Source organism: Kitasatospora sp. NPDC004289 (assembly GCF_053602875.1).
The window spans coordinates 16,042-35,156 of record NZ_JBSGEL010000038.1 but is presented as its reverse complement, the minus strand read 5'-3'; the positions used below and the strand labels follow the sequence as shown (position 1 = coordinate 35,156).

Below are 19,115 nucleotides of genomic sequence, written 5' to 3'. Positions count from 1 at the left end.
CGCTACGGCAGGTAGGGAGCCGAGGAGGCCCCCATGCTCGCCGCCAGCCAGTGGTCGTAGGAGGCCTGCCAGCCGCCGTTCGCCCGGTAGTCCACCAGCACCTGGTTGACCAGCGCCACCAGGTCGGTGTCCTCCTGCTTCAGCCCGATCCCCATCCGGGTCGAGCCGAGGTTCTCCTCGACCATTCTGGCGGTCGGGTCCTGGGCCACCTGGGCGGCGGCCAGCGAACCGTCCGTCAGGGTGGCGTCCACCTTCCCGAGCTGCATCAGCACCAGGCAGTCCAGCTGGTTCTCCACCAGGGTCACCGAGGCGGTGCCGTACTCGGGCTTCTTCAACTCGGTGTCGGAGGAGGACTGCTGGGCCGCGCAGGCGCGCTTGCCCTTCAGGCCCTCGGCCACCGTCCTCGCCTGCACCGCCTTCGGGACCACCAGCCGCTGGCCGTTGGCGAAGTAGGGCGCGGAGAAGGCGATGTCCTTCCAGCGCTCGCAGTTGATGGTCATGGTGCGGACGATCAGATCCACCTGGCCGGTGCGGATCGCCTCGATCCGCTTCGGGGTCTGCACCGTCCGGTAGGTGATCTTCTCCGGGTCGCCCAGCACCGCCTTGGCGACGGCCTTGGCCAGGTCGATGTCGAAGCCCTCGATCCGGCCGGTCTGTGGGTTCCGGTAGCCCCAGTTGAAGCTGTTCTGGTCCACGCCGACCACCAGGGTGCCGCGGTTGCGGATCTCCTGGACCTTGCGGCCCGTCAGCGAGGAGCTGGGCGCCACCGTCTTCTCCGCGCAGTCCTCGGTCACCGGAGCAGCCGGAGCCGCCGGCGCGGCGAGCGCCGCGGCGGCGGGCACTGCTGCCGGGCCTGCCGGCCCGGCCGGGGCGGCCCGCAGGCCCACCGTCAGACCGGCGGCGGCCAGGGCCACCGCCACGCCGCCCGCCGCGGCGGCGAGGGTCGTTCCACGAACCGTTCGTTCCGTGCGCACCGTCAACTCCCCCTTACCGGTACTCCGCCAGGCGGCGGCCCAGGCCCACCACGACCCCCGCCGCCGCGAGCAGCGTCAGCACGCCGAGGCCCCAGGCCAGGGCGGCCAGATCGCCGTCCACCCCGCGGGCCGCGCGGTCGAACGCCGCCTGCTCGGCAGCCGCGGCGCTCCCCAACTTCCGGTCCAGTTCGGCGAAGACGGCTGCCGAGCTCTCCGCCCCGCCGCCGCTGCCGACCACGATCCGCAGCGAGGCGCCGTAGTCGTCGCCGCTCTCGGACTTCCGGTGCAGGGCGTCCCAGCGCAGGAAGTCGTTCGCGGCCTCCGTGACCGCGTTGCGGGCCCCGCGCGGCGATTCGTCCAGGGCCCGCCCCAGGGTGCCCTTCACGGCGGTCCGGGCCTTGCCGTCCTCCACGGGAGCTCCGGCCAGGGAAGCGGTGTAGCGGGCCCAGTCCTTGTCGTAGCTGTCCGAGCCGCCCCGGGAGACCAGGTCGAGGTTCTCCGCCGCCCGGGCCTGGAGGGTCTCGATCCGGGCCTGGTTCAGCACCCGCAGCGGCGCGGCCCCGTTGCCCCGGCTCTCGCCGAGGTCCGCCTGCGCCAGGGTGGTGCCGACGGTGAGCCAGGCCAGTCCGGCCAGCACCGCGGCCGTGGCGCCCAGCATGCCGGGGTTGAAGACCCGGTTGGTCCGGCGGAGCAGCAGGACCTGGCACCAGACCAGCGCGGCCAGCACCAGCAGTCCGAGCACCGCACCGGCCCACGGGACGGACCGGGCGTCGGCGTAGTCCGCGTCCAGCCGTCGGTTCTCCGCCTCCACCAGCTTCTGGGCGACCGGCAGCAGCTCGGTCTGCATCTGCTTCGAGGCGTACCGCAGGTAGGCCCCGCCGAGCGGCAGGCCCTGCCGGTCGTTGGCCCGGGCGGTCTCCACCAGGCCCGCGTACGCCGGGAGTTGCCGGTTCAGGTCGGCCACCCACTGCTGGGTCTGCGCGCTGCTGCCGCCGGTGCCGGTCCGGGCCGCGGCCCGGGCGAGCAGCTCCGCGGCGGTGGCCAGGTCCTTCTCGTACCGGGCGCGCAGCTCCGGAGGGGCGTCGGAGGCCAGCAGGAAGACCGCGGCGGCGGTGGTGTCCGCGTCGGCCAGCGAGCGGTACACCTCGGCGGCGTCCTGGCTCATCGGCTGACTGTGCGTCACCACCTGCCCGGCGGCCCGGGCCCGGACGCTCACCTGCCAGGCGGTCAGCGCCCCGAAGGCCAGCACCAGGACGGTCAGCACCGTCATGGCGGCCCTCAGCCGCGCCGGCGCGGTGCCGGTCAGCCGTCTCAGCCGGTCCGGGTCCAGCAGCCGCGCCGGACCTCCGGAGGTCCGGGCCGCTTCCGTCCCTGCTTCCGTCCCCGCCCCGGCCGCGGCCTCGCCGCCGGGTGTTCTCGGTATCGGCGGACGCCCGCCGTGCACCACCGGTGTCGCCACCTGCCCCAACCTCCCCCTGGGACCCGCCCCGCCTCCGGGACCGTCCCCCGCGAGCAGTATGGCCGCCGGGTCCGGCCGCCACACGCGAGTTGCGCCGCTCTTGAGCTTCCGGCAGCCTCCGCGCTCTACCGGCGACGCCGGACGCACCCTATGCGGTTCCTGGCGATCAAGGCCATGGGGGGTGGGGAGGGGTTCGTCCTACGATGGGGGCCATGCGCCTGATCGGAACCATCACCCCGGACCGCCCGCTGCTCGTCGTCGCGGTCGAGGAGGAGGCCGCCCACCTCGGCGGCGAGCTCCCCGTCCTGCTCACCGGCATGGGCAAGGTCAACGCCTCGGTGGCGCTGGCCACCGTGCTGGCCCGCGGCGAGCGGCCCTCCGAGATCGTCAACCTGGGCACCGCGGGCGCCCTGCACCCCGGCCTGGAGGGCACCCACCTGGTCTCCCGGGTGATCCAGCACGACCTGGACACGCCCGTCCTGCACTCCCTCACCGGCCGCACCTTCGGTGCCGAGATCGTCTTCGACGGCGTGGCCGACGGCCCGGTGCTGGCCACCGGCGACCTCTTCGTCTCCGACGCCGACGCCCGCGACCGGCTGGCCGCCCGGGCCCACCTGGTCGACATGGAGGGCTACGCGGTGGCCACCGCCGCCCAGCGGGCCGGGGTGCCGGTGCGGCTGGTCAAGCACGTCAGCGACGAGGCGGGCGCGGGCGCGGCCCGCACCTGGCGCGAGTCGGTGGACGGCTGCGCCGAGCTGATGGCGGCCTGGGTCCGCAGCCACCTGCTCTGACCCGGGCAGCGGTGCTGACGCCCGGTCAGGCCGCCTTCAGCACCTCCTCGGTGCGGACCACCTTGGCGAACCGCATCGCGTGCAGCACCGCCGCCGTGCTCCGGGCCAGCACCTCGGCCGGCACCGGCTCGCCGTCCGGGCCCGCCATCGCGAAGGTGTGCATGGCGTCGATCGGGAAGACGACGTCGTAGCCGAGGTTGCCGCCCATCCGGGCGGTGGTCTCGTTGCAGACGTTGGTCATGATGCCGGCCACCACCAGCTGGGTGGCGCCGCGCAGTTGCAGCCACTCGTGCAGGTCGGGGGTGCCGTAGAAGGCGCTGTTCACGGTCTTGGTGACGTGCAGGTCCGGGGTCGCGGCGGCGACGAAGGGCTTGAGGGCGTAGCCGGGGGAGCCGACCGCGAGCGGGCCGCGCGGCGCGCCGTGCTGGACCGTCACCACCGGGCGGCCGGTGCGCTGCCACGCGTCGAGCAGTTCGCCGATCCGCAGCTCGGCGTCCGGGTTGTCCCGGGGGCCCCAGAACTCCTCGTCCTCGAAGCCCTGTTGGACGTCGATCACGATCAGCACGGCGTCGGGGGCGAGGGTGAGCGGGGCGTCGAAGGCGCTGGTGTTCGTCATGGCTCCATCCTCCGGCCGGCCTTCGGAGGGCGGTGAGGGGGCCGAGCGCCGGTGATCGATAGATTCCTGCCATGCGAACGGTGGGCTGCCTGGTGCTGGACGGTGTACGGGCCTTCGACTACGCGGTGGTGGGGGAGATCTGGGCGTCGCGGGGTGGGAGCCGTCCCGGACTGCCGGAGTTCGAGCTGCGGGTCTGCGGTCCGGGCGGCGGCCCGGACCGCGGCCCGGATGCCCGGCCGGTCCGGATGGGCGGCGGCCTGGAGCGGTGGCCGGACCACGGGCTGGACGGGCTGGCCGGCTGCGACCTGGTGGTGGTCCCCGGCGTCGAGGACCCGTCCGCGGCCACTCCTGGGCCGGTGCTGGACGCGCTGCGCGCCGCGCACCGGGCCGGCGTGCCGCTCGCCTCGCTCTGCGCCGGGGCCTTCCTGCTCGCCGAGGCGGGGCTGCTGGACGGACGCCGGGCCACCACGCACTGGCACCTGGCCGGTGAACTGGCCCGCCGCTACCCGGCGGTGACGGTGGATCCGGAGGTGCTCTTCACCGGCGACGGACTGATCTGGACCTCGGCGGGCGTGGCGGCCGGGATCGACCTCTGCCTGCACCTGGTCCGGGCCGCGCACGGGCAGGGGGCGGCGGCCGCGATCGCCCGGGGGATGGTGACGGCGCCGTTCCGGGCGGGAGGGCAGGCGCAGTTCATCCCCTCGCCGGTTCCGGTGGCCGGCGAGGATCCGCTGGCCGGGGTGCGGGCGGCGGTGCTCGGTTCGCTGGAGCGGCCGTGGACGGTGGGGGAGTTGGCGCGGATGGCGGTGATGTCGGAGCGGTCGTTCGCGCGGCGGTTCGCGGAGGCGGTGGGGGTGCCGCCGCTGCGGTGGCTCTCGGAGCAGCGGGTGCTGGCGGCGCAGCGCCTCCTGGAGGAGACGGACCTGACGGTCGAGGAGATCGCGCTGCGCTGCGGCTTCGGCTCGGCGGTCTCGCTCCGGCCGGCCTTCACCCGCCGCGTGGGGGTCGCCCCGCGGGACTACCGGCGGAGCTTCAGCGCGCGGCCATAGTCACCCCGGGGGCGCGGGGAACTGCGCGAGGCGGAAGAACGAGACCCGTGTGCCGGGTACGGAGAACCACTTGCAAGTGAGTGTCCGTACCCGGCACACGGGTCGTCGTCTTCCGCCTCGCGCAGTTCCTCGCGCCCCTGAACGGCCCCTTGCGGGCCCTCAGGGGCCGTCAGGCGGCCAGGGCCGGGGTGGGGAAGGCGCTGCGGAGGTGCTGCTGGGCCGCGGCCCCGGCGTCGAGGTGGTCGAGGCCGAGGAGGGCGGCCCCGAGGACGGGCGGGGCGACCACGACGCGGGGTTCGGCGAGGGGGGCGGTGGCCGCGAGGCGGGCGATGACGTTGTCGAGCAGCAGCGGGTGGCGGGCGGCGAGGACGCCGCCGCCGAGCACCACCGGGGCGGCCTCGGCGAGCAGGTCGAGCCGGCGCAGGGCGACCACCGCGAGGCGGGTGATCTCGTCGGCCTGACGGTCGATCAGTTCGAGGGCGATGGGGTCGCCCTCGCCCGCGACGTCGAACAGCACCGGCACCAGCTCGTGCAGCCGGCCCTGGTCCAGCTCGTCGAGGTGGATCGCCTCGGCGACCGCTCCGGCGGTCGGCAGCCCGAAGTGGGCGGCGATCGCCGGGGCGAGCGCGGTCGGCCGGTCCCGGCCGTCCTCGGCCCGGACGGCGTACCAGAGGGCCTCCTGGGAGAGCCCGCCGCCACCGCCCCAGTCGCCGGTGAGCTTGCCGAGCGCGGGGAAGCGCGCGGTGCGACCGTCCGGCAGCAGGCCGACGCAGTTGATCCCGGCGCCGCAGACCACCGCGACGCCGAGCGGGCCGTCGGTGCCGGCCCGGAGCAGGCCGAAGGTGTCGTTGGCGACGTGGTTGGTCAGGCCCCAGGGCCGGGTGGAGAGGGCGGCGAGCAGCGCCTCCTCCTCGACCGGCAGGTCGGCGTTGGCCAGGCAGGCGCTGACGTGACTGGTCAGCGCCCCGCCGTCCGTCCCGAGCCGGACCGGGTCGAGCCCGGCCTGGACGGCCACCGAGGCGACCAGGGGGGCCAGACCCTCGATGGCCGCCTCGGCGCCGATGCTCTGCGGCTGGAAGCCGCCGCCCCGGGCCCGGCCGAGCACCACGCCCGTGGCGCTGACCAGTGCCACGTCGGTCTTGCTGTTCCCGGCGTCGACGGCCAGGACTCCTGCGAGCTGTGCCTGCTGCTCCATCGGATCCTCACTGCTGGGGGCGTTCCGGACCGACTGCCCCGGCCCGGCCTGCCTCGGGAAGCTGACGCCCGACGGGCCGCTCGTGCCCGCCGGACCGCGGGTGCCCGCCGGACTGCTCATGCCCATGCGAGGTGGGCCCGGTTGTGGGCGATCAGACGGTCCGTCAACTGGTCCGCCAGCTCGATCTGCCCGACCAGCGGGTGGGCCAGCAGGGCGTCGAAGACCCGGTCCCGGCCGCCGCGCAGCGCGGCGTCCAGGGCCAGGTGCTCGTACGCGGTGACGCCGGCGATCAGGCCCGCGTACAGCGGCTCCACCGGCCGCTGCGGCAGCGGCCGCACGCCCGCCGCGTCCACCTCGGCCGGGACCTCGATCACCGCGTCGTCGGGCAGGAAGGGCAGCACGCCGTCGTTGCGGGTGTTGACCACCTGGACGGTGGTGCGGCCGTCGGTGCCCAGCAGCGAGGCGATCAGCTGGACCGCCGCCTCGGAGTAGAACGCCCCGCCGCGCTTGCTCAGCAGCTCCGGCTTGGTGTCCAGGGTCGGGTCGGCGTACATCTCCAGCAGCTCGGCCTCGATCGCGGAGACCGCGGCGGCCCGGGAGCCCTGGACCTTGAGCTCCTCGACCACCTGGTCGTGCTGGTAGAAGTAGCGCAGGTAGTAGGAGGGCACCACGCCGAGCCGCTGGATCACCGGCAGCGGCAGGTGCAGGTCCTCGGAGATCTCCTTGCCGAAGCCGGCCAGCAGCTCGGGCAGCACCTCCCGGCCCGACGTGGCGTCGGGGGAGTCGAGCAGGGTGACGCCGCGCTCCCAGGTGAGGTGGTTGAGGCCGACGTGGTCCAGCCGGACCAGCTCGGGGGCCACGTTCAGGTGGGCGGCGAACTTGCGCTGGAAGCCGATCGCCACGTTGCACAGGCCGACGGCCTTGTGGCCGGCCTGCTGGAGCGCCCGGGTGACGATGCCGACCGGGTTGGTGAAGTCCACGATCCAGGCGTCCGGGTTGGCCCGGCGGACCTGCTCGGCGATGTCCAGCACCACCGGGACGGTGCGCAGCGCCTTGGCGAGGCCGCCGGCGCCGGTGGTCTCCTGGCCGACGCAGCCGCACTCCAGCGGCCAGGTCTCGTCCTGGTTGCGCGCGGCCTGGCCGCCGACCCGGAGCTGGAGCAGCACCGCGTCCGCGCCCTGCACGCCGGCGGCCACGTCGGTGGAGGTGGTGACCACCGCGTCGTGGCCCTGCTTGGCGAAGATCCGGCGGGCCAGCCCGCCGATCAGCTCCAGCCGGTCGGCGGCCGGGTCGATCAGCACCAGCTCGCCGATCGGCAGGGTGTCGCGGAGCCGGGCGAACCCGTCGATGAGTTCGGGCGTGTAGGTGGAACCGCCACCGACGATCGCCAACTTGAGTGCGGACATCAGCCCTTGACCCCTGTCAGTGTCACGCCTTCGATGAAGGCTTTCTGCGCGAAGAAGAAGAGAACGATCACCGGGGCCATCACCAGCAGGGTGGCGGCCATGGTGAGGTTCCAGTTGGTGTGGTGCGAGGCCTTGAAGGAGGCCAGTCCGTAGCTGAGGGTCCAGGCGTTCTGGTTCTCGCTGGAGTAGATCTGCGGGCCGAAGTAGTCGTTCCAGCAGTAGAAGAACTGGAACAGCGCGACGGCGGCGATGGCCGGCTTGGCCATCGGCAGCACCACCCGCAGCAGGGTGCGCAGCTCGCCGCAGCCGTCGATCCGGGCGGCCTCCACGTACTCCTTGGGGATGGTCAGCAGGAACTGCCGCAGCAGGAAGATCGAGAACGCGTCGCCGAAGGCCATCGGGATGATCAGCGGCCAGAGCGAACCGGTCAGGTGCAGCTGCTTGGCCCAGAACAGGTACATCGGGATGATCACCACCTGCGGCGGCAGCATCATCATCGAGATCACCGCGAGCAGGGCCAGCCGCTGTCCGCGGAAGCGGAACCGGGCCAGCGCGTAGGCGACCGGCACGCTGGAGACGATCGTCAGCACGGTGCCCAGCCCGGCGTACAGCAGGGTGTTGCGCCACCAGCTCAGGAAGCCGGGGGTGTTGAACACCTCGACGTAGTTGCTCCAGACCCACTCGTGCGGCCAGAGGTCCGAGGTGAGCGCCTGACGGTCCGTCATCAGCGAGGTGAACAGGACGAACACGAAGGGCAGCACGAAGAACAGCGCGGCGGCGATCGCGACGGAGTGGACGGCCACCCAGTGCAGCGCGGCCCGGCGGCGGGCGACCCGCAGTTCGGCACCCTTGCGGGTGAGCGGTACGGCGACGGAGGCGGCCATCAGTCCTCACTTCCCAGCAGCCCCGACTTGCGGCGCATCAGCACGGCGGTGAACGCCATCGAGAGGGCGAACAGCACCAGGGCGACCACGCAGGCGGCGCCGTAGTTGAACTGCTGGAAGCCCAGGTTGTAGACCATCTGCGGCAGGGTCCAGGTGGAGCCGTTGGGGTAGCCGGGCTCGAACTGCTGGCCGGAGCCGCCGATCACGCCGCTGGCCACCTTCCCGGCCACGATCGCCTGGGTGTAGTACTGCATCGTCTGGATGACCCCGGTGACCACCGCGAACAGCACGATCGGGGTGATGTTCGGGAAGGTGACGAAGCGGAACTTCTGCCAGGGGCCGGCGCCGTCCAGCTCGGCCGCCTCGTACTGCTCGCGGGGCACGTCCAGCAGGGCCGCCATGAAGATCACCATCAGGTCGCCGACGCCCCACATGGCCAGCATGGTGAGCGCGGGCTTGGACCACTCCGGGTCGGTGAACCAGCCGGGCTGCGGCAGTCCGAGGCCGCCGAGCAGGTCGTTCACCGGGCCGGTGCCGGGGTTGAGCAGGAAGGCGAAGGCCATCGTGGCGGCCACCGGCGGGGCCAGGTACGGCAGGTAGAACAGGGTGCGGAACAGACCGGCACCGGTCTTCACCTTGGTGATCAGCAGACCGATGCCGAGCCCGAAGGCCACCCGCAGGGTGACCATGACGACGACCAGCCAGAGCGTGTTGCCCAGCCCGGTCCAGAACGCGGGGTAGTCGTTGAAGACGTAGTCCCAGTTCTGCAGACCTCGGGGGACGGGTGCTCCGAAGCCGTCGTACTTCATGAACGAGAAGTAGACGGTGGAGACCAGCGGGTAGGCGAAGAACAGGCCGAAGCCGATCAGCCAGGGGCTCAGGAAGGCCAGGGTGCGCAGGCCCTCCCGGCGGCGCTTGCGACGCAGCGCCGCCGGGACGGTGGAGAGGTTGAGCGTCATGTCACTTGGCCTGGTCGACGGCGGCGTCGATCTCCTTGGCCGTGGCGCTGAGCCCGGCCTTGAGGTCGGTGGCCCGGCCGGCCTCGACCTCGAAGGAGAAGTTCTGCAGGCTGACCTGGAAGGCACCACCGTTGATGGAGGCGGGGGCGCCGTTGGAGGCCGGGTTCTTGGCGATCTCCAGGAAGGTCTTGAAGTTCGCGTCCGAGGTCAGCTTCGGCGAGTCCAGCGCGGCGAAGGTGCTCGGCACGTTGTGGATCGCGTTGGCGAAGTTCACCACCGCGTCGGTGTCGGTGGTCAGGAACTTCACCAACTCCCAGGCGGCGGTCTGCTTCTGACTGGTCCTCGCGATGCCGACGATGGTGCCGGTCTGGTAGCCCTTGCCGTAGCTGGCGGCCTGGTCGTCCGGCACCGGGAACGGCGCGGTGGCCCACTCGAAGTCCGGCTTCTCGTCGGCCAGCGCGGCGGTGCGCCACTCGCCGTCCAGTGCCATCGCCACCTGGCCGGTGTGGAAGGGGTTCTTGGCGCTGAACTCGTCGCCGAAGCCGGTGCGGTACTTCTCCAGCTTGTCGAAGCCGCCGAGCTTGTCGACCAGGCCCTTCTGCCAGGTCAGCGCCTGCACCACCTTGGGGTCGGTGTGCACGGTGGACTTGCCCTGGGCGTCGAAGTACTCCACGCCGTACTGGCTCAGGTAGTGCGGCAGCGCGGTCTCGTAGCCGTGGTAGTTCGGCATGAAGCCGAGCTGCTTGTACGAGTCGCCCTCGGTCTGGGTCAGCTTGACCGCGGCGGCCTCGAACTCGCTGAAGGTCTTCGGCGGGGCGGTGATCCCGGCGGCGGCGAACGCGGCCTTGTTGTAGTAGAGCCCGTACGCGTCGCCGAGCAGCGGCAGCGAGCACTGGTTGCCCTGGAACTGGCTGTACTTGAGCATCGCGGCCGGGAAGGTCTTGGCCGGGTCGATGCCGTCCTTCTTCATCAGCGGGTTGAGGTCGACCCAGGCCTTGGAGGCGCAGAACTTGCCGACGTTGTCGGTGCTGAACGAGGAGACCACGTCGGGGGCGTCCTGGCCGCCGGCCCGCAGCGCCTGCTGGACCTTGTCGTCCTCGATCCGCGGGACGACCTTGACCTTGATGTTCGGGTGGGCCTTCTGGAAGGCGGCGACGTTGTCGTCGATCGCCTTGATCTCGCTCTCCTGGCTCCAGCCGTGCCAGAAGGTGATGGTGACGTCCTTGCCGGAGGCGGACTCGTCGGTGGTGCCGGAGTCGGTGCCGGTGCAGGCGGTGGCGAGCAGGGCCAGGACGGCGCTGCCGGTGACGGCGGCGAGTACGCGGGACGGTCTGCGGGGGGAGCGCATCGAAGGTCCTCCTGGGGGGAATCCGGGCAGGCCGGACCGCCCTGTGGGCGGGCGGTGGCGTGGTGACGGTGGGTCAGGCGGTGACACTGGTTCAGGCGGTACGGGAAATACGGGCGGTGCGGGAGGTGCGGGAGGGGACGGTCAGTGGGTGGTGAAGACCGTCTCCCTGGCGGTGGCGAGCGCGCGTTGCAGCGCGCCCTGCAGGACGGGGGAGCCCGGGACGGTGCTGGAGCGCACCTCGGGACGGGGAACGGAGGTCCGGGCCAGCTCGGCCTGGACCAGCTCGCAGAGCCGGTCGCCGCCGGCCGCCACGGTGCGCCCGGCCAGGACCACCAGCTCCGGGTCGACCACCGCGACCACCGCGGCCAGGCCGACCGCCAGCCGGGCGGCCAGGGTGTCCAGGAAGTCGTCGCCGGCCCCCTCGGTGCGCAGCGCGACCTCGACGGCGGCCTCGGCGAGCGCCTCGACGGTGGAGTCGTCGGCGGTCACCTCCAGGCCGTGTTCGCGGGCCAGCGCGATCACCGCGTCGGCACCGGCCAGGTCCTGGAAGCCGCCGGTGTTCTTGCGCGGGTGGTGCACCACCGGCGAGCCGGGCACCGGCATGTAGCCGATCTCCCCGGCGCCGCCGGTGAAGCCCCGGTGCAGCCGGCCGGCGATCACGATCGCCGCGCCCAGGCCCTCCTCGGCCCAGAGCAGCACGAAGTCCTCGCTGCCCCGCGCCGCGCCGAAGGCCTGCTCGGCCATGGCCGCCAGGTTGACGTCGTTCTCGACGGTCACCCCGGAGCCGAGCACCTCGGTCAGCTCCTCCAGCAGCCGGGGCGAGTGCCAGCCGGGCAGGTGCGAGGCGTACCGGAGCCGGCCGCTGCCGGGGTCGAGCGCGCCGGGCACGCCGACCACCGTCTCCAGCAGGCTGCCCGGGGCCAGCCCGGCCTCCCGGACGGTCTCGGCCAGCACCTCGGCGGTGCGGGCCACCGCCTCGGCGGCTGGCCAGCCCTTGGTCGGGGTGACGCGCTCGGCCAGCGTGGAACCGGTGATGTCGGCCACGGCGGCGCGCACGTGCGTGGTCGTCACGTCCACCCCGGCCACGTGGCCGGCGGCGGGGTTCACCTGGTACAGCTGCGCGTTGGGCCCGGGGCCGCCGGCCGTGGTGCCGACCGGCAGCACCAGGCCCGCGCTCTCCAGCCGCCCGAGCAGCTGGGAGGCGGTGGGCTTGGAGAGGCCGGTCAGGGTGCCGATCTGGGTCCGGGAGAGCGGGCCGTGGGCGAGCAGCAGCTCCAGCGCCGCACGGTCGTTGATCGCGCGCAGCAGGCTCGGGGTGCCGGCCAGGGGGGTGCGGGTGTTGTCGGTCACGCCCAGAATCCTCCCTGCTCTGGCCCCGGCCGTGCGGCTCGGGGCCTCCCGTTGGACTGTTAGGAAAGTTTCCAATCCCTGGGAGGAAGCTATTCGCCTAGGCCAGGGGGTGTCAACGGGGCGTCGCCCGCAGGTTGCCGAAGCGTTACCCAGCACACGCCGGGACCCCGCCACCGGAGGGGTGACGGGGTCCCGGCGCGGCCGCTGCTACTCGGTGCCCTGGGCGGGGATCGGCTTGGTCGCGAGCGAGGCGGGGGAGGTCGGGTCGGCCAGGGCGGAGGGGGCGGTACCGGCCGCGGCGGCGGTGCCCGCGGCGGCAGCGGCGGTGGCGCTCTCCGCCGACTTGGCCGCTGCGGCGGCCGCGGCCGCCGCGGCCGTCACGGTCTCCTCCTTGACCTTCACCCCGGCGCCGTCCAGCGCGATCTTGAGGCGCTGGCGCAGGGTGCGGGAGACCAGCAGCGCGTTCCCCGGCGACGTGCGGGCCTCGACCCGGACCGTCACCGAGTCGAAGGCCACCGACTCCAGCCCCAGCACCTTGACCTGACCCCAGATCAACTCGTCGAACGGGCTCTCCTTGGAGAGCCGCTCCGCCGTCTCCTTGATCAGCTCCTCGACCTTGGCCAGGTCCTCCTTGTAGCCGACCTGGACGTCCACCGAGGCGGTGGCCCAGCCCTGGCTCATGTTGGCGATCCGCTTCACCTCGCCGTTGCGGATGTACCAGATCTCGCCGTTGGCCCCGCGCAGCTTGGTCACGCGCAGGCCCACCTCCAGCACGGTGCCGGTGGCCACGCCGGTGTCGATCTCGTCGCCGACGCCGTACTGGTCCTCCAGGATCATGAAGACCCCGGAGAGGAAGTCGGTCACCAGGTTCCGCGCGCCGAAGCCGATCGCCACGCCGGCCACACCGGCGCTGGCCAGCAGCGGCGCCAGGTTCACCCCGAGCGCGGAGAGCACCATCAGGGCCGCGGTCCCCAGGATGGTGAAGGAGGTCACGCTGCGCAGCACCGAGCCGATCGCCTCCGAGCGCTGCTGGCGCCGTTCGGTGTTGACCACCCCGCTGTTGGCCAGCAGCCCGCTGAACCGGCCGGTCTCGGCCTCGGCCTCGGCGGGGCGCACCATCCGCGCTATGAACTTGGTGATGATCTTCTGCAGCACCGCGCGGAGCACCAGGGCGAGCAGCACGATCAGCACGATCCGCAGGCCGCCCTCCAGCCAGCCCTGCCAGCTGCGGCCGACCCACTCCGTGGCCTGCTTGGTGGCCTCCGCGGCCTCGGCCGGCGAGGTCGGCAGGTTCGTGAGCGGGTCCGCGGTCGGGCCGGGGGAGGGGGAGGCGTCGGCGAGGAGGCCGAGCGTGCCGGAAGCGGTCACGGGCGGAGTCCTTCCTTACTCGGTGCTACGGCTGGGCGAAATGCCAGCCTAGCCCGGCCCGCAGGGGGCACTTCCCGGTGCCGGGGGGCGCGGGGCTCCGCCGCGTGGGCGCGTGGTGGGTGGTGGTTGCCCCGGGGGCGCGGGGCTCTGCTGATGTGCGGCTCCGCCGCGTGGGCGCGTGGTGGTTACCCCGGGGGCGCGGGGAACTGCGCGAGGCGGAAGGCCTGGACCGTGTGCCGGGTGCGGTCGCTCACCTGCAAGTGGAACTCCGTACCCGGCACACGGGTCCGTGACTTCCGCCTCGCGCAGTTCCCCGCGCCCCCGGCCGCACCACCGGCAGCGCCCCGGGTCGCGCCCTCCGATGCCCGGCTCTTACGCCGAGGGGCTGGTCGTGGGGTGGGATGCGGGAGGTGGATGGGCATACCGGGTATGACGGAATCCACATCGGATCCGTTTCGCAGGAGTGGTGGCGCCCCACGACGGCGTGAGGCGACACTTGTGGAGATCGCGGCGGGGCACCCGCCCGCGGTCGACCGCTCGTCCCGGCGCGAGCCACGCGCCGCAGGCGTCCAAGGAGGCCTCCGTGCCGCATGTCCTGGTCCTCAACGCGTCGTACGAACCGCTGGGTGTGGTCTCGATGCGACGCGCTCTCATCCTGGTCCTCAACCACAAGGCGGTCTGCCTGGAGGATTCCGGGATCACTCTGCACAGCGCCACCAGCGCCGTTCCGGCGCCGTCCGTCGTCCGTCTGACCCGCTTCGTCCGGGTCCCCTTCTGCGGCCCGGTCCCGCTCACCCGCCGGGCCCTGTTCGCCCGCGACCACGGTCGCTGCGTCTACTGCGGGGCCGCCGCCACCAGCGTCGACCACGTCATCCCGCGCAGCCGGGGCGGCCAGCACCGGTGGGACAACGTGGTGGCGGCCTGCCGCCGCTGCAACCACACCAAGGCCGACCGTCACCTGACCGAGCTCGGCTGGCGGATGAAGCGTCCGCCCGCCCCGCCCACCGGCCTGGCCTGGCGGATCATCGGCACCGGCATCAAGGACCCGCGGTGGCGGCCCTACCTGGAGCCGTACGGGGCCACCGAGCAGTTCCGCGAGTACGAGCACCACGACCATAGCCGCCCGCGCGGCGAGCCCGAGCCGCTCTCCGCCTGACCTTCCGCCACCGACACCACCGACAGCACCGACAGCTCCGACGACGCCGCCACGACCGACGACAGGGCCGCCCCTCGGTACGCCTCATGGGCCGCCGCTCCACCCGCAGCGCGGGCGGTGCGGCGGCCCGCCGTACGTCCGGGGCCGTCCGGGGGAGGCCGTCGTCCGCGCGGGTGACCGGACCTGACGGAGTATCGGGCCGGGATTGGCAGGCCCGGAGCGGCGCTCCCTAGCGTCTTCGGCATGACCCCCGACCCACCGGGACGCTCAGGAGTCGCTGCCGTGCCGGGCGTAGTGCCGGGAGGCCTTGGCCCGGTTCCCGCAGACGGACATCGAGCACCAGCGGCGGGTGCCGTTCTTCGAGACGTCGTAGAAGTGCAGCACGCAGTCGTGGTTGGCGCAGGGGCGGATCCGCTCCGGTCGGTCGCCGAGCAGGCGCAGGTAGTCCTCGGCCGCCGTCCAGGCGGGCAGCCACTCCGGGGAGTCGGTCTCCACGGCGGTGGCGGGGCCGTGGTCGGTGAGCAGGTGGCGGACCCGGCCGTGGGACAGGACCTCGTTGAGGGCGGCGCGGGCGGCCGGGTCCTCGGGCGTGCGCACCGCCGCCGCGATCGCGTCGCGGGCCTGCCGCAGCCGTTCCAGGGCCTCGGGGGTGGCCTCGGGGGCGGTGGCGCCGAAGGCCTGACGGGCCGTCGGGAAGTCGAGCCAGGCGGCCAGGCCCTCGGTGCTGTCGAGCAGGTCCCGCGGCCCGGACTGGGGCTTCCAGCGGGTGTTCAGCAGATCGATGGAGAGCGGTTCGCCGGCCAGGGGGCGCGGGTCGGCCGTGGTCGACGGGGCCATCGGGCTCCTCCTCACGTGCGCGGTGAAAAGCGAAAGACTAGCAATACTAACCGGTAAACGGAAGTTAGTCGGTTTGCTGCCCCGGAATCTAACCACTAAAGTCGCTTTCAGCGGTTCGGGAACGTATCCGGGCCACCTCTATGAAGGCACGTGATCACCATGGGTAACTTCAAGTCGCTGCAGACCGGCCACGTGGGCCTGAACGTCACCGATCTGGACCGCTCGATGAACTTCTACGGGAAGGTCTTCGACTTCGAGGTGCTCGGCGAGGGCAAGGAGACGGACCGCCGGTTCGCCTTCCTCGGCCGCGACGGCAAGCTGCAGGTCACCCTCTGGCAGCAGAGCGCCGTGGCCTTCCCGACCGCTTCGGCCGGCCTGCACCACCTGTCCTTCCAGGTGGAGACGGTCGACGAGGTCAAGGACGCCGAGGCCGTGCTGCGCGACCTGGGTGCGGAGTTCGCCTACGACGGCGTGGTCCCGCACGGTGAGGGCGCCTCCTCCGGCGGCATCTTCTTCACCGACCCCGACGGCATCCGCCTGGAGATCTACAGCCCGTCCGGTGCCGAGGGCCAGGAGGCCCCCACCACCGGTGCCCCGACCTGCGGCTTCTTCTAGGCCGCCCCGCCGTACCGACCACGCCGTACCGATCCCGCCGATCCGACCGGAAGGACAGAGACCGTGACGACCGCCTACCACCGTGGGGAACTCGCCGTTCAGGACCGGGCGGAGCTCAGCCGGCAGGCCGGGTTCTCCCTCGGCGGGATCGGCACGGTCATCCCGCCCGTGGCCGCGGAGTTCCTCACCGGCCAGCCGATGGTCGTGATCGGCGGCGCCGACCGCGACGGCCGGATCTGGGCCACCCAGGTGAGCGGGACCCCCGGGTTCCTCCGGGCCCCGGACGAGCGGACGCTGACCGTCGCCGCCCGTCCGGGGCCGCAGGACCCGCTGGCCGCGACGCTGGCCGGCCCGGCCCGGATCGGCATGATCGCCATCGAGCCCGCCACCCGGCGCCGGATGCGGATCAACGGCCGCTCCGTCCCGGACGGCGACGGCCTGCGGGTCGACCTCGACCAGGTCATCGCCAACTGCCCCAAGTACATCCAGAAGCGCGACCACCGCCCGCTCCCCGTCGAGGAGGCCGCCGGCCGCCGGCCCCGCGCGCTCGACTCGGCGGAGCTGACCGAGGACCAGCAGCGGCGGATCCGGGAGGCGGACACCTTCTTCGTGGCCACCGCCTCGGACGGCGGTGACGCCGACGCCTCCCACCGGGGAGGCAGCCCCGGGTTCCTCCGGGTGCTCTCGCCCACCCGGCTGCGCTGGCCGGACTACGTGGGGAACGCGATGTTCCTGACCCTGGGCAACCTCGAACTCAACCCGGCCGCCGGGATCCTCGTCCCCGGCTGGGAGTCCGGCTCCTCCCTCCACCTCACCGGCACCGCCCGCACCGTCTGGGACCCCGAGCTGATCGCCGAAGTCCCCGGTGCCCAGCGCCTGGTGGAGTTCGACGTCACCGCCGTCCGGGAGGTCCTGGACGCGGCCCCGCTGCGCTGGAGCGCCCCGGAGGCCTCCCGCTTCAACCCTCCCGTCACCCCCGTCAGCTGACCCTCAGAGGAGTACGGACATGCGGATCACCGTCGACATGGACCTGTGCGAGAGCCACGGGCAGTGCGTCTACGCCGCGCCCGAGGTGTTCTCCTTCGACGAGGACGACTACCTGGTCTACCAGGCCGAGCCCGCGGACGGGCTGCGCGACAAGGTGGAGAAGGCCGCCGCCGTCTGCCCGGTCCGCGCCATCGCCACCGCCGCGGCGGGAGGCGCGGACCGGTGAGCGGCGGCCTGGGACGCGTGCTGGTGGTCGGCGCCTCGCTGGGCGGCCTGCGGGCCGCCGAGGCGCTGCGGGCCGGCGGCTACGACGGCGCGCTGACCCTGGTGGGCGCCGAGCCGCACCCGCCGTACGACCGGCCGCCGCTCTCCAAGCAGCAGTTGGCCTCGGAGGATCCGGCGGACGCCACCGCCCTGCCCGTCCCGGAGGGGCTCGGCGCCGAGTGGCTGCTCGGCACTCCGGCCGTGGCGCTGGACCCGGACGGCCGCACCGTGAAGCTGGCGGACGGTCAGGAGCTGGGCTGGGACGGCCTGGTGGTCGCCACCGGTTCGGCGGCCCGGGGCTGGGACGGCCCGGTGCCGCAGGGCGTGCACACCCTGCGCGGCCGCGACGACGCCCTCGCCCTGCGGGCCGAACTCCGGCCGGGGCGCAGGCTGCTGGTGGTCGGGGCCGGGTTCCTCGGCGGCGAGATCGCGGCCACCGCCCGCTCCCGCGGGCTGGAGGTCACCGTGGTGGAGGCCGCGGAGCAGCCGCTGGCCCGGGCGGTCGGCGCCGAGGCGGGCGGCTACCTGGCCGCGCTGCACCGGGAGTCGGGGATCGACCTGCGCACCGGCGTCACCGTGACGGCCTTCCGCGGCGGCGCCCGGCTGACCGGGGCGGTGCTCTCCGACGGCACCGAACTCGCGCTGGACGCGGCGGTGCTGGCGCTCGGGGCGGTGCCGAACACCGGGTGGCTGGAGGGGGCCGGCCTGGCCCTGGACGGCGGGGTCGGCTGTGACGCCGCGCTGCGGGTGCTGCGGGCGGACGGCTCGGTGCTGCCCGGCGCGGTGGCGGCGGGCGACGTGGTGCGCTGGCCGCACCCCTTGGCCGGCGGCGCGCGGGTGGCGCTCGGGCACTGGACCAACGCGGTGGAGCAGGCGGCCGCGGCCGCGCACACCCTGCTGCACCCCGGAGCGCCGGAGCCGTTCACGGGAGTGCCGTCGTTCTGGTCGGACCTGCACGGGGTGAAGGTCCGCTCGGTCGGCCTGCCGGCCTTCGCCGACGAGGTCCGGGTGGTCGAACACGACCTTCCGGGGCGGCGGTTGGAGGTCTCGTACCACCGGGCCGGCGCGCTGGTCGGCGCGCTGACCGTCAACCGGGTCGGCCGGTTGGCCGGCTACCGGCGGGAGTTGGAGGAGGTGCTGCTCGGTGCGGTGCGCTGACCACCGCACCGAGCAGGCTGACCTACGGTCAGAACTTGCAGTACTTCGGCGCCTCGCGCTCGTAGCGGAGCGGGGTGCCCTCGGGCAGGACGTAGGTGAGGTGGAGCTCGATCGGCTCGGTGCCCAGGTTGACGCCGTTCAGGGGGATGTCGCCCTGCTTGATGAACGAGCTGCCGGCCGGGAAGGTCTCGACCTTGCAGTCCGCGCTGCGGCGGGTGATGGTGCCCTTGACGACCGTCAGGAAGACGATGCCCGGGTGCACGTGCCAGCCGGTGTCGCCACCGGGCTGGATCGTGAGGGTCTGCTCGATGACCCGGCTGACGTTCTTGACCTTGACGTTCTGGGGCTTCACGAACTTGCCCTCGGCGGTGGTCTTCGCGGTGATCAGGTGGCCCGGGCTGGCGGAGGCGACGCCACCGGCGCCGAGCAGACCGGCGACCAGAGCGGCGGCGACCACAGTGCGACGGCCACGACGAGTACGCGTGCTGTTCACGTCCATATCTCCAGGGGGTATAACGTGCGGGGGAGTCGGTCGGAGGTATTTCCGACGGCAGGGACGCTAGGCGATTTGCCGAAGACACATCAAGGTTTATCGTATGCATATGTCAGGTTCCGGGGAATTCCCAGGATCGACGGTCCGTCCCGGTATCGGAAATGCCGATGGCTGATTCTCGGGAAAACTCTGTCTAAACCTGTCGG

General features: G+C 73.0%; 19 protein-coding genes. 7 read left to right on the top strand and 12 right to left on the bottom strand.

The genetic code is table 11. The features are described 5' to 3' along the window. Positions 1-2: 2 nt before the first annotated feature. Positions 3-974 carry a glutamate ABC transporter substrate-binding protein gene (locus ACWEPF_RS24485; RefSeq protein WP_452174165.1) on the bottom strand — a complete coding sequence of 324 codons (972 nt, stop codon included), beginning with the start codon at positions 972-974 and terminating at the stop codon, positions 3-5. A 13-nt stretch (positions 975-987) separates the two neighbouring features. Continuing rightward, positions 988-2,244, bottom strand: a complete 1,257-nt coding sequence (locus ACWEPF_RS24480; protein WP_452174164.1) for a hypothetical protein — start codon at positions 2,242-2,244, stop codon at positions 988-990. 401 nt (positions 2,245-2,645) lie between these two features. On the opposite strand from ACWEPF_RS24480, the gene ACWEPF_RS24475 reads away from it, so the two are divergent. Beyond that, the gene (locus ACWEPF_RS24475) at positions 2,646-3,224 is read left to right on the top strand and encodes a nucleosidase (RefSeq protein WP_452174163.1); all 579 of its coding nucleotides are present in this window, start codon (positions 2,646-2,648) and stop codon (positions 3,222-3,224) included. A gap of 25 nt (positions 3,225-3,249) precedes the next feature. On the opposite strand, the gene ACWEPF_RS24470 is transcribed toward ACWEPF_RS24475, so the two are convergent. Further along, complete coding sequence (locus tag ACWEPF_RS24470; protein ID WP_452174162.1) at positions 3,250-3,840, bottom strand: cysteine hydrolase family protein; 591 nt, start codon at positions 3,838-3,840, stop codon at positions 3,250-3,252. Between the two features lie 71 nt (positions 3,841-3,911). On the opposite strand from ACWEPF_RS24470, the gene ACWEPF_RS24465 reads away from it, so the two are divergent. Then, on the top strand, positions 3,912-4,889 hold the full coding sequence (locus ACWEPF_RS24465) for a GlxA family transcriptional regulator (RefSeq protein ID WP_452174161.1): 978 nt from the start codon (positions 3,912-3,914) through the stop codon (positions 4,887-4,889). A 169-nt stretch (positions 4,890-5,058) separates the two neighbouring features. On the opposite strand, the gene ACWEPF_RS24460 is transcribed toward ACWEPF_RS24465, so the two are convergent. From ACWEPF_RS24460 to ACWEPF_RS24430, 7 genes are all read right to left on the bottom strand, one after another. Beyond that, a complete protein-coding gene (locus ACWEPF_RS24460; RefSeq protein ID WP_345288569.1) occupies positions 5,059-6,084 on the bottom strand; it encodes an N-acetylglucosamine kinase in 1,026 nt (341 codons plus the stop codon). Between the two features lie 116 nt (positions 6,085-6,200). Then, positions 6,201-7,490: a 6-phospho-beta-glucosidase gene (locus ACWEPF_RS24455; RefSeq protein ID WP_380148967.1), complete on the bottom strand. Its 1,290-nt coding sequence runs from the start codon at positions 7,488-7,490 to the stop codon at positions 6,201-6,203. Then, positions 7,490-8,374 carry a carbohydrate ABC transporter permease gene (locus ACWEPF_RS24450; RefSeq protein WP_452174160.1) on the bottom strand — a complete coding sequence of 295 codons (885 nt, stop codon included), beginning with the start codon at positions 8,372-8,374 and terminating at the stop codon, positions 7,490-7,492. Before ACWEPF_RS24450 ends, ACWEPF_RS24455 begins: the two co-directional genes overlap by 1 nt. Then, positions 8,374-9,333: a carbohydrate ABC transporter permease gene (locus tag ACWEPF_RS24445; protein WP_452174159.1), complete on the bottom strand. Its 960-nt coding sequence runs from the start codon at positions 9,331-9,333 to the stop codon at positions 8,374-8,376. Before ACWEPF_RS24445 ends, ACWEPF_RS24450 begins: the two co-directional genes overlap by 1 nt. A 1-nt stretch (position 9,334) precedes the next feature. Then, positions 9,335-10,681 (bottom strand): ABC transporter substrate-binding protein, encoded by a 1,347-nt coding sequence (locus ACWEPF_RS24440; RefSeq protein WP_452174158.1) that lies wholly within the window; start codon positions 10,679-10,681, stop codon positions 9,335-9,337. A 141-nt stretch (positions 10,682-10,822) separates the two neighbouring features. Further along, positions 10,823-12,031, bottom strand: a complete 1,209-nt coding sequence (locus ACWEPF_RS24435) for an ROK family transcriptional regulator (RefSeq protein ID WP_452174157.1) — start codon at positions 12,029-12,031, stop codon at positions 10,823-10,825. A gap of 207 nt (positions 12,032-12,238) precedes the next feature. After that, positions 12,239-13,399 carry a mechanosensitive ion channel family protein gene (locus tag ACWEPF_RS24430; protein ID WP_452174156.1) on the bottom strand — a complete coding sequence of 387 codons (1,161 nt, stop codon included), beginning with the start codon at positions 13,397-13,399 and terminating at the stop codon, positions 12,239-12,241. Between the two features lie 583 nt (positions 13,400-13,982). On the opposite strand from ACWEPF_RS24430, the gene ACWEPF_RS24425 reads away from it, so the two are divergent. Next, entirely contained in the window at positions 13,983-14,555 is a 573-nt protein-coding gene (locus ACWEPF_RS24425) for an HNH endonuclease (protein ID WP_345288575.1), read from the top strand. Positions 14,556-14,822: 267 nt separating this feature from the next. Here ACWEPF_RS24425 and ACWEPF_RS24420 read toward each other — a convergent pair whose 3' ends face one another. Continuing rightward, entirely contained in the window at positions 14,823-15,392 is a 570-nt protein-coding gene (locus ACWEPF_RS24420; protein WP_452174155.1) for a CGNR zinc finger domain-containing protein, read from the bottom strand. A 159-nt stretch (positions 15,393-15,551) separates the two neighbouring features. Between ACWEPF_RS24420 and ACWEPF_RS24415 the strand changes: the two genes are divergently transcribed. The 4 genes from ACWEPF_RS24415 to ACWEPF_RS24400 all read left to right on the top strand — a co-directional run bounded on the left by ACWEPF_RS24415 (position 15,552) and on the right by ACWEPF_RS24400 (position 18,416). Next, positions 15,552-16,007 (top strand): VOC family protein, encoded by a 456-nt coding sequence (locus ACWEPF_RS24415; protein ID WP_380149096.1) that lies wholly within the window; start codon positions 15,552-15,554, stop codon positions 16,005-16,007. Positions 16,008-16,070: 63 nt separating this feature from the next. Continuing rightward, positions 16,071-16,994, top strand: coding sequence for a pyridoxamine 5'-phosphate oxidase family protein (locus ACWEPF_RS24410; protein ID WP_345288577.1), 924 nt, complete (start codon positions 16,071-16,073; stop codon positions 16,992-16,994). A 19-nt stretch (positions 16,995-17,013) separates the two neighbouring features. Beyond that, positions 17,014-17,220 (top strand): ferredoxin, encoded by a 207-nt coding sequence (locus tag ACWEPF_RS24405; RefSeq protein WP_449798462.1) that lies wholly within the window; start codon positions 17,014-17,016, stop codon positions 17,218-17,220. Continuing rightward, positions 17,217-18,416 (top strand): NAD(P)/FAD-dependent oxidoreductase, encoded by a 1,200-nt coding sequence (locus tag ACWEPF_RS24400; protein WP_452174154.1) that lies wholly within the window; start codon positions 17,217-17,219, stop codon positions 18,414-18,416. Before ACWEPF_RS24405 ends, ACWEPF_RS24400 begins: the two co-directional genes overlap by 4 nt. A 28-nt stretch (positions 18,417-18,444) precedes the next feature. On the opposite strand, the gene ACWEPF_RS24395 is transcribed toward ACWEPF_RS24400, so the two are convergent. Continuing rightward, on the bottom strand, positions 18,445-18,909 hold the full coding sequence (locus ACWEPF_RS24395) for a cupin domain-containing protein (RefSeq protein WP_452174153.1): 465 nt from the start codon (positions 18,907-18,909) through the stop codon (positions 18,445-18,447). Positions 18,910-19,115 lie beyond the last annotated feature (206 nt).